This window comes from uncultured Acinetobacter sp., from assembly GCF_947624825.1.
Classification (GTDB): Bacteria; Pseudomonadota; Gammaproteobacteria; order Pseudomonadales; family Moraxellaceae; genus Acinetobacter.
In genome coordinates this window covers 1-9,970 of sequence record NZ_CANQLZ010000073.1, presented here as the reverse complement: position 1 = coordinate 9,970, position 9,970 = coordinate 1, and the positions used below count along the sequence as shown (strand labels likewise).

Sequence of the window (9,970 nt, the reverse complement as noted above, 5' to 3'; positions counted from 1 at the left end):
TGTACACGTGCTTTAACGCGAGCGTGTAAATCAACTTGACCTGTTGCAAGTGCACGGTTTACTTCATCAGTATCCGCAAACACCATGCCTTCGCCTTTGGCATTAATGGCATCACGCGTGATGTAGTACAAACCTAATACAACGTCCTGAGACGGTACGATGATTGGTTCACCGTTCGCTGGAGACAAGATGTTGTTGGTTGACATCATTAACGCACGAGCTTCTAACTGAGCTTCAAGTGTTAATGGAACGTGTACCGCCATTTGGTCACCGTCGAAGTCGGCGTTAAATGCCGCACAAACTAACGGGTGAAGACGGATCGCTTTACCTTCAATTAGAATAGGTTCAAATGCTTGAAGACCTAAACGGTGAAGAGTTGGCGCACGGTTCAACATCACTGGATGCTGACGAATCACAGATGCAAGAACGTCCCAAACTTCTGGAGTTTCGCGCTCAACCATTTTCTTTGCAGCTTTAATGGTGGTTGCTTGGCCAGATGCTTGTAATTTTGCAAAGATAAACGGCTTGAATAGTTCAAGTGCCATTTTCTTTGGTAAACCACATTGGTGCAAACGTAAAGTAGGACCTACAGTAATTACCGAACGACCAGAATAGTCAACACGCTTACCAAGTAAGTTTTGACGGAAACGACCTTGCTTACCTTTAATCATATCGGCTAAAGATTTAAGCGGACGTTTGTTTGAACCAGTAATTGCGCGACCACGACGACCGTTATCAAGCAATGCATCTACAGACTCTTGTAACATACGTTTTTCGTTACGTACGATAATGTCTGGCGCTGCAAGGTCAAGAAGACGTTTTAAACGGTTGTTACGGTTGATCACACGACGGTAAAGGTCGTTCAAATCAGACGTCGCGAAACGACCACCTTCAAGTGGTACAAGCGGACGAAGATCTGGTGGAAGAACTGGAAGTACAGTCAACACCATCCATTCAGGCTTGTTGTTCGAATCGTTAAACGCTTCCATCAACTTCAAACGCTTAGACGCTTTTTTAAGCTTAGTTTCTGAAGTTGTTACCGGAATTTCTTCACGAAGACGTGTAATGTCAGCTTCAAGATCGATGTCTTTTAATAAGTCCTGAACAGCTTCAGCACCCATTTTCGCTGTGAATTCGTCACCGTGTTCTTCTAACGCGTTGAAGTATTCTTCATCGTTAAGAAGTTGGTATTTTTCAAACGGTGTCATACCCGGATCGGTAACAACGTAAGATTCGAAATACAATACGCGTTCGATATCACGTAGCGTCATGTCTAATAAAAGACCAATACGGCTAGGTAGTGATTTTAAGAACCAAATATGTGCAACTGGAGATGCAAGTTCAATGTGACCCATACGTTCACGACGAACTTTCGCAGTTGTTACTTCAACGCCACATTTTTCACAAATGACGCCTTTGTATTTCATACGCTTGTATTTACCACACAAGCATTCGTAATCTTTTACTGGACCAAAGATTTTGGCACAGAATAAACCATCGCGTTCTGGTTTGAAGGTACGATAGTTAATTGTCTCAGGCTTTTTAACTTCACCATGAGACCATGACTTAATCATTTCTGGTGACGCAAGACCAATACGGATGCGATCAAACTCTACAGGAGCGTGACCGTCTGAGTCCGTCTTTTTGCGCATGATATCGAGCAAGTCTTTCAATTTTTTTCTCCGTGTGTTGAGAAGATTTTCGCTTCCCAACTGGGTCACAAATATTGTTTTTTAACTGAAGAATCCCCCTCAATTCCGCCTATTTAAGCGGCAAACTCCCCTTAAGTTAAGAGGAGTAAATCCCCCCCTTAAACAAGGGGGTTGGGGGGATTGAATGGTTACTTAGTCACCATTTTTCAGTTCAATGTTGATACCTAAAGAACGGATCTCTTTGGTCAATACGTTGAACGATTCAGGCATACCTGGGTCCATGTAGTGGTTACCATCTACAATGTTCTTATAGATACGGGTACGACCTTCAACGTCATCCGATTTCACGGTTAACATTTCTTGAAGTGTATAAGCAGCACCGTAAGCTTCAAGTGCCCAAACTTCCATCTCACCGAAACGCTGACCACCGAACTGTGCTTTACCACCAAGCGGCTGTTGCGTTACAAGCGAGTAAGAACCCGTCGAACGCGCATGCATCTTGTCGTCAACCAAGTGGTTAAGTTTGAGCATGTACATGTAACCTACAGTTACAGGACGGTCAAAACGCTCACCAGTACGACCATCATACAATACAGTTTGACCTGTACGTGAGATGCCACCAAGTTCAAGTAAGTCTTTAATTTGTGATTCTTCAGCACCATCAAATACAGGTGTTGCTAAAGGAACACCTTTACGCAAGTTACCAGATAATGCCAAGATTTCTTGGTCAGTTAAGCTATCAAGATCTTCTTGCTCGCCACCAACTTTGTTGTAAATCTTGTCTAAGAATTCACGCAATTCAAGAACAGTACGTTGTTCTTTCATCATCTTGTCAATTTGATCGCCAAGACCTTTTGCCGCCATACCCAAGTGAGTTTCAAGAATCTGACCCACGTTCATACGTGACGGTACACCCAGCGGGTTAAGTACCACATCAACAGGTACACCGTGAGCATCGTGTGGCATGTCTTCTACAGGTAAGATGTTAGAGACAACACCTTTGTTACCGTGACGACCCGCCATCTTATCACCCGGTTGGATGCGACGTTTTACAGCTAAGTAAACTTTAACAACTTTCAATACGCCAGTTGTAAGTTCATCACCTGTAGACAATTTGCGTTTTTTCTCAGCAAATTTCTCGTCGATCTCATGGCTCTTCTCTTTCAAGAACACTTGAATTTGAGTTAAGCGCTCAGCAATTGCTTCGTCAACCGGTTGGATGTCCATTAAATCAACAAGCTCTAAACCAGATAACAATTCTTCAGAAAGTTTGTCACCGCGTTTAGTTGTACCACCACCGTTTGATTCTTGACCAGACAATAAACGGATAATACGTTCACGTGCTGCTTCTTCGAAGATTTTGAACTCTTCTTTTAAATCTTTACGGTAAGCATCAAGCTGAGCTTTTTCAATTGCTTGCGCACGTTCGTCTTTTTCAAGACCATCGCGTGTAAACACTTGAACGTCAATAACAGTACCTTTAACACCTGAAGATACACGTAAAGATGAATCTTTAACGTCAGCTGCTTTTTCGCCAAAGATTGCGCGAAGCAGTTTTTCTTCTGGAGTAAGTTGAGTTTCACCTTTTGGCGTTACTTTACCTACAAGGATGTCACCAGCTGTAACCTCAGCACCAATGTAAACAATACCTGATTCATCTAACTTAGATAAAGCAGCTTCGCCTACGTTTGGAATATCAGCAGTAATCTCTTCCGCACCAAGTTTAGTATCACGTGCAACACATGATAATTCTTGAATGTGGATTGATGTTAAACGGTCTTCTTGAAGTACACGCTCTGATAATAAGATCGAGTCTTCGTAGTTGTAACCGTTCCACGTCATGAACGCTACACGCATGTTTTGACCAAGCGCAAGCTCACCGCCATCTGTTGATGGACCATCAGCCAATACGTCGCCACGACCCACTTGGTCGCCTAAGTTCACAAGAACTTTTTGGTTAATACAAGTGTTTTGGTTAGAACGTGTGTATTTGATCAGGTTGTAGATATCTACACCTGCTTCACCCGCGATCATCTCTTCTTCGTTGACACGAATCACAATACGTGATGCATCTACATATTCGATGCGACCACCACGGCCTGCGATCACACACACACCAGAGTCATGTGCTACGTTCGCTTCCATACCCGTACCAACAAGTGGTTTGTCTGCGATTAACGTAGGAACAGCCTGACGCTGCATGTTTGAACCCATCAATGCACGGTTGGCATCATCGTGTTCAAGGAATGGAATCAGTGACGCCGCTACAGATACAACCTGCTGCGCAGATACATCCATATGGGTTACTTTTTCAGGTGGCATACGTACGAAATCACCTTGGTGACGTACAGATACCACTTCTTCTAATAAGTTACCGTCAGTATCAACTGCAGAATCGGCCTGTGCAATAACAGTACCCACTTCTTCAATCGCAGATAGGTATTCAACTTCGTCGGTTACGCGACCATCAACCACTTTACGGTAAGGTGTTTCTAAGAAACCAAAGTTGTTACATTTTGCGTATACAGAAAGCGAGTTGATCAAACCAATGTTTGGACCTTCCGGCGTTTCAATTGGACATACACGACCATAGTGAGTTTGATGTACGTCACGTACTTCAAAGCCTGCACGTTCACGTGTTAAACCGCCCGGTCCTAATGCTGATACACGACGTTTGTGTGTAATTTCAGACAACGGGTTGTTTTGGTCCATAAACTGAGATAACTGGCTTGAACCAAAGAATTCTTTGATTGCAGCAGCAACTGGCTTCGCGTTGATTAAATCTTGCGGAGACAAGTTATCTGTTTCAGCTTGTGACAAACGCTCTTTTACAGCACGTTCTACACGAACTAAACCTACACGGAATTGGTTTTCAGTCATTTCGCCAACTGAACGAACACGACGGTTACCCAAGTGATCGATATCGTCGACTTCGCCTTTACCGTTACGGATTTCAACCAATGTTTTTAATACATCAGTGATGTCGTTGTTCGATAAAATACCTTCAACTTCACGCGACTTCTGATCAGTGCCCACTTCGTAAGGACGACCCAAACGACGGTTGAACTTCATACGACCTACAGGCGATAAGTCATAACGCTCTGATGAGAAGAACAAGTTGTTGAATAAGTTTTCAGCAGCTTCTTTTGTTGGTGGCTCGCCCGGACGCATCACTTTGTAGATTTCTACAAGCGCTTCTTCACGACCAGATGTGGTATCGGCACGTAACGAGTCAGCAATAAATGAACCACGATCGATGTCATTGGTAAATAGGATGTTAAATTCTTTAACACCACCTTCAGCCAATTTCACCATGATTTCATGGCTTAATAAGGTGTTTGCAGCAATAACATCGCCATCACGTAAAGTGATGTCTTCAGCTGTAATACGCTCGTATAAGTATTCATCAGGAACTGGGAGTTTAGTTAAACCAGCAGCTTCCATTTGACGTACATGACGCGCGTTAATACGCTTACCTTGTTCAACAATCGCTTTGCCATCGTTATCAACGATATCAAATTGCGCCATTTCGCCACGCAGGCGTTCAGGCACTAGGTCAATTTGATAGCTACCCATATCAAGGTAAACAGGCACTTTTTCGTAGAACAAGTCTAAGATTTGGGTGTTGTTATAACCTAAAGCACGTAGGATCACAGTCGCGAGTAATTTACGACGACGGTCGATACGTACGTAAACTAAATCTTTAGCATCAAATTCAAAGTCTAACCATGAACCACGGTAAGGAATGATACGTGCTGAATAAAGCACTTTACCACTTGAATGTGTTTTGCCTTTATCGTGGTCAAAGAATACGCCAGGTGAACGGTGTAATTGAGATACGATCACACGCTCAGTACCGTTAATAACGAATGTACCGTTTTCGGTCATGAGTGGCATTTCACCCATGTACACTTCTTGCTCACGCACGTCTTTGATTGACTTAGTTTCGCGATCTTTTAAGATCAAACGAATCTTAACACGCATTGGTGCTGCATAAGTTGAGCCGCGAAGGATACATTCACGAACGTCAAACTCAGGCTTACCAAGGCTATACTCAACAAATTCTAGAGCAGCATTGCCAGAGTAACTTTCAATCGGGAAAACTGAACGAAACGCGGCTTGAAGACCAATATCATCGCGGTTTTTTGGAGTTTTACCGTCTTGTAAGAACGTTCTGTACGAGTCGACTTGAATCGCGAGCAAGTACGGCACGTCCATCACTTGGGGCAATTTACCAAAATTCTTACGGATCCGTTTCTTTTCGGTATATGAGTATGCCATCTGGAGTCCTCGGAAAGTGAACCAAGTCCGCCTGCAGAACGGACTTAGAAGGAGTTACGCAGGCCGATATGGCCACCACTTTTTACAAATGCTGCAATTTTCAGTGGTATAAAAACGCTTAACAATATTTTTAGGCAAAAAAATATTGGTAAACATTTGTTTTTTATGATTATTTTTAATTTGTATGAATATTAGCTCATGCAAACAAAAATCGAGCCGATTATTGTAACGCAAAAAGGCTGATGACCCAAGAGCCACCAGCCAATTTTTGGAGCCAATTCAAAAGAATTAGCTCCGCTTAAGCGATTACTTAAGTGTAACTTGAGCACCAGCAGCTTCAAGTTTAGCTTTAAGCTCTTCGCCTTCTTCTTTAGAAACGCCTTCTTTAAGAACAGCTGGAGCGCTTTCAACAACGTCTTTAGCTTCTTTTAAGCCAAGGCCAGTTGCTTCACGAACTGCTTTAATTACAGCTACTTTGTTCGCGCCGAAAGAAGTCAATTCAACATTGAATTCAGTTTGTTCTTCAGCAGCAGCAGCAGCAGGACCAGCAGCAACAGCTACAGCAGCAGCAGATACATTGAATTTTTCTTCAAAAGCAGAGATAAGTTCAACAAGTTCAAGAACTGTTTTTTCTGCAACTGCGTCTAAGATTTCTTGGTTAGTTAAAGCCATGAGAGTAACTCCAAATGGGTATTGAATGATGTGTGTGTAAGTTTAAGCTTAAGCAGCTTCTGACTCGTTTTTCTCTTGAAGCGCTGTAAGTAAGCGGCCCAATTTCGAAATAGGAGCTTGAAGAACGTTTGCAAGCATAGTAAGCGCTTTTTCTTGGTTTGGAAGGTTCGCGATAACGCTAACTTCTTCGCCTTGATAAAGTTTGCCATCAAATGCAGCAGCTTTAAGTTCAAATGCTTTGTTAGTTTTAGCAAATTCTTCGAATAAACGAGCAGCAGCGCCCATGTCATCTTCAGAAGTTGAGAAAGCTAAGATTGTTGGGCCAACAAGGCTTTCGTTCAAGATAGTGAATTGAGTATCTTGAAGAGCACGTTTAGCTAAAGTGTTACGCACGATACGTGTAACAACACCTAGTTTACGAGCTTCAACACGTAGAGCAGTTAATTGCTCAACGGTTAAACCTTGATAGTCAGCAACAACAGCAGCATACGCAGTAGAAGCGACTTCAGCGACTTCAGCTACGATCTGTTTTTTGCCTTCGATAAGAAGAGCCATTGTAATACCTCCTAACGGTGATTTATGCACTTAAACAAGTGCACTCCCAATTCGTAAATTCATCACTGAATTTACACGCGGAGGAGGAACAAAATCACACCACCGCGTCTACTCGGACTGGAATTTTAAGAGCGCAGTAAAACTGCCCTCGCCCGAGGTCTTTGACGCTGATAAATCTAAGTTTATCAATTCAAAGTTTGCCTAAGTTGCGCAAGTGCCGAAGCTGTCTTGCGCTAAATTTAAAACAATGTTTTAAATTTAGCTCAGGGCTTTAAAATTCTGTAATAAGTTAAAAACTTATTTAGAAACGTTGGCAACATCAACAGTAAGACCAGGGCCCATAGTAGAGCTTAAAGTGATCTTTTGGATGTATACACCTTTAGAAGTTGCTGGCTTTAATTTTTTCAAGTCAGCAATCAAAGTTTCAACGTTTGAACGAACAGCTTCAGCAGTAAAACCTACTTGACCGATCGCAGCGTGGATAATACCCGCTTTGTCTACACGGTAACGTGCTTGACCAGCTTTTGCATTTTTAACTGCAGTCGCTACGTCAGGAGTAACCGTACCCACTTTAGGGTTTGGCATTAAGCCACGTGGACCAAGAATCGTACCTAACTTACCTACAACGCGCATAGCGTCAGGTGCAGCGATAACAACATCAAAGTCTAAGTTACCAGCTTGGATGCTCTCAGCAAGATCATCAAAACCAACAACGTCTGCGCCTTCAGCTTTAGCAGCTTCAGCAGCAGCACCTTGAGCAAATACAGCTACACGTACAGTTTTACCAGTACCTGCAGGAAGTGTAGTCGCGCCACGTACAACTTGGTCAGATTTACGTGGATCAACACCAAGGTTTACCGCGATGTCTAGAGATTCTTTGAACTTAGGAGCTGGAAGGCTCTCTAAAACTGCAACAGCTTCTTCTAGCGTGTAAACTTTGTGTGCTTCAACAGCAGACGTAATCGCTTTTTGACGTTTAGTTAATTTAGCCATGTCTTAAAGCTCCACTTCCAAGCCCATAGAACGTGCAGAACCAGCAATGGTACGTACACGCGCTTCTAAGTCAGCACCAGTTAAATCTGGTTCTTTCGTAGTTGCGATTTCTTCTAGTTGAGCACGAGTTAACTTACCAACTTTAGTTTTGTTAGGTACAGCTGAACCCTTAGTGATACCAGCAGCTTTCTTAAGAAGAATCGCAGCAGGTGGGGTTTTCATGATGAATGTGAACGACTTATCGTTGTACACAGTGATCACTACTGGAATTGGAAGACCAGCTTCAAGTTTTTGTGTAGCAGCATTGAATTCTTTACAGAATGCCATGATGTTTACACCACGTTGACCTAGTGCAGGACCAATCGGTGGAGATGGATTCGCTTTACCAGCTGGAACTTGCAGCTTGATATAGCCGTCAATCTTCTTAGCCATTGTCAATTACCTCTGGGTGCAAACGCCGCTAGGCTCCCCAATGTTTTTAAGTAACTTACGTTACAATAACAATGCCCGATACCCAAAAGTACCGAGCGTTTTCAATCCAAACCAATTAAATTGTTTTTTCGACTTGACGAAATTCCAATTCAACTTGGGTTGGACGGTTAAATACATTAATAGTCAACGTTAAACGTGACTTTTCGTATAGAACTTCTTCCACCACGCCTTTAAAGTCGGTGAATGGACCGTCTACTACGAGTAATTCTTCACCAGGTTCAAACATCGTCTTAGGACGAGGTGCTTCACCTTTGTTTTGCACGCGTGCAAGAATTGCATCAGCTTCGCGTTGGGTAATTGGTGCAGGTTTTTCAGCTGTACCACCAATAAAACCTAAAACTTTTGGACATTCTTTAACAATGTGCCAAGTTTCATCGTTCATTTCCATTTCGACCAATACATAGCCTGGAAAGAACTTACGCTCAGATTTACGCTTTTTACCATCCTTCATTTCTACGACTTCTTCAGTCGGAACAAGGACATCACCAAAGCTATCAGCAACAGCGCTACGCTGGATTCGATCATTAAGCGAACGCATCACTTGTTTTTCATAACCTGAATAGGCATGAATAATGTACCAACGTTTCATAGCTCTCTTACCCGATAATTAATTTAATAGCCCAGCCTAGAATGTAGTCGAAACACCACAATAAAACCGATGCTACAAGTACAACAACAAGTACGTGCCAAGATGTGGTCATCGTCTCTTGTTTCGTCGGCCAAACAACGCGACGTAACTCAATTCGAGAGTCTTGTAACAGTCGAATGAAGCCTTTGCCTTGATGGGTGGCGTATAATAAACCTAAAGCACCCACGATACAAGCCAAAATTACCCCGACACGCACCCAAACATCATTGGCTGGTGCCCAATAAGCCGGCAGCTGTTGGTTGGTCATTAAAGCACCGACTAACAAAATCAATGCAATAGCCCATAAAACATAGTCGAAAGGCGACCCTGTTTTTACAACTTCAGCAGAATTATTTTTTTGAGGAATTGGCGCGTCGCTGAATGCGTCACGCGATTTATCGTTCGACATTTTTGTACTCGTCGTAGAATTCGCGACTTATTATATGACTAGATTCGTAAGCATCAAGCTTTTTTTAGAAAAGTGGCAGGTCAGGAGGGACTCGAACCCCCAACATTCGGTTTTGGAGACCGACGCTCTACCAATTGAACTACTGACCTACAGAACAAATCGAGGGCCTAAGCCCCCAATTTGAACGATGACTGTGTCGTATTATGCAATAACTTTCGCAACAACACCAGCACCAACTGTACGGCCGCCTTCACGGATTGCAAAGCGTAAGCCTGCATCCATAGCGAT

The 9,970-nt window shown here is 42.9% G+C and carries 8 protein-coding genes, 1 tRNA gene and 1 pseudogene; all 10 read right to left on the bottom strand.

Annotation, left to right across the window (positions count from 1 at the left end):
* Positions 1-1,673 (bottom strand): DNA-directed RNA polymerase subunit beta' (gene rpoC, locus Q0017_RS12320; RefSeq protein ID WP_298147292.1); only part of this gene is annotated, 1,673 nt, incomplete at its 3' end.
* Positions 1,674-1,844: 171 nt separating this feature from the next.
* Positions 1,845-5,933, bottom strand: a complete 4,089-nt coding sequence (gene rpoB / locus Q0017_RS12315; RefSeq protein ID WP_298147288.1) for a DNA-directed RNA polymerase subunit beta — start codon at positions 5,931-5,933, stop codon at positions 1,845-1,847.
* A 306-nt stretch (positions 5,934-6,239) separates the two neighbouring features.
* Entirely contained in the window at positions 6,240-6,605 is a 366-nt protein-coding gene (gene rplL, locus Q0017_RS12310; protein WP_298147285.1) for a 50S ribosomal protein L7/L12, read from the bottom strand.
* Between the two features lie 48 nt (positions 6,606-6,653).
* Positions 6,654-7,160 carry a 50S ribosomal protein L10 gene (gene rplJ, locus Q0017_RS12305; RefSeq protein ID WP_298147282.1) on the bottom strand — a complete coding sequence of 169 codons (507 nt, stop codon included), beginning with the start codon at positions 7,158-7,160 and terminating at the stop codon, positions 6,654-6,656.
* 297 nt (positions 7,161-7,457) lie between these two features.
* Positions 7,458-8,153: a 50S ribosomal protein L1 gene (gene rplA, locus Q0017_RS12300; protein ID WP_298147278.1), complete on the bottom strand. Its 696-nt coding sequence runs from the start codon at positions 8,151-8,153 to the stop codon at positions 7,458-7,460.
* A gap of 3 nt (positions 8,154-8,156) precedes the next feature.
* Positions 8,157-8,585, bottom strand: coding sequence for a 50S ribosomal protein L11 (rplK, locus tag Q0017_RS12295; protein WP_298147274.1), 429 nt, complete (start codon positions 8,583-8,585; stop codon positions 8,157-8,159).
* A 115-nt stretch (positions 8,586-8,700) separates the two neighbouring features.
* A complete protein-coding gene (gene nusG, locus Q0017_RS12290) occupies positions 8,701-9,234 on the bottom strand; it encodes a transcription termination/antitermination protein NusG (protein ID WP_298147271.1) in 534 nt (177 codons plus the stop codon).
* A gap of 7 nt (positions 9,235-9,241) precedes the next feature.
* A complete protein-coding gene (gene secE / locus Q0017_RS12285) occupies positions 9,242-9,682 on the bottom strand; it encodes a preprotein translocase subunit SecE (RefSeq protein ID WP_298147268.1) in 441 nt (146 codons plus the stop codon).
* 73 nt (positions 9,683-9,755) lie between these two features.
* Positions 9,756-9,831, bottom strand: a tRNA-Trp gene (locus Q0017_RS12280).
* Positions 9,832-9,883: 52 nt separating this feature from the next.
* A pseudogene (locus tag Q0017_RS12275) lies at positions 9,884-9,970 on the bottom strand (elongation factor Tu); the annotation flags it as partial.

What these genes read in the sequence shown, in the direction of transcription:
- rpoB (WP_298147288.1), bottom strand. Translation starts at nt 5,933, where the DNA reads ATGGCATACTCATATACCGAAAAGAAACGGATCCGTAAGAATTTTGGT.
- rplL (WP_298147285.1), bottom strand. Translation starts at nt 6,605, where the DNA reads ATGGCTTTAACTAACCAAGAAATCTTAGACGCAGTTGCAGAAAAAACA.
- rplJ (WP_298147282.1), bottom strand. Translation starts at nt 7,160, where the DNA reads ATGGCTCTTCTTATCGAAGGCAAAAAACAGATCGTAGCTGAAGTCGCT.
- rplA (WP_298147278.1), bottom strand. Translation starts at nt 8,153, where the DNA reads ATGGCTAAATTAACTAAACGTCAAAAAGCGATTACGTCTGCTGTTGAA.
- rplK (WP_298147274.1), bottom strand. Translation starts at nt 8,585, where the DNA reads ATGGCTAAGAAGATTGACGGCTATATCAAGCTGCAAGTTCCAGCTGGT.
- nusG (WP_298147271.1), bottom strand. Translation starts at nt 9,234, where the DNA reads ATGAAACGTTGGTACATTATTCATGCCTATTCAGGTTATGAAAAACAA.
- secE (WP_298147268.1), bottom strand. Translation starts at nt 9,682, where the DNA reads ATGTCGAACGATAAATCGCGTGACGCATTCAGCGACGCGCCAATTCCT.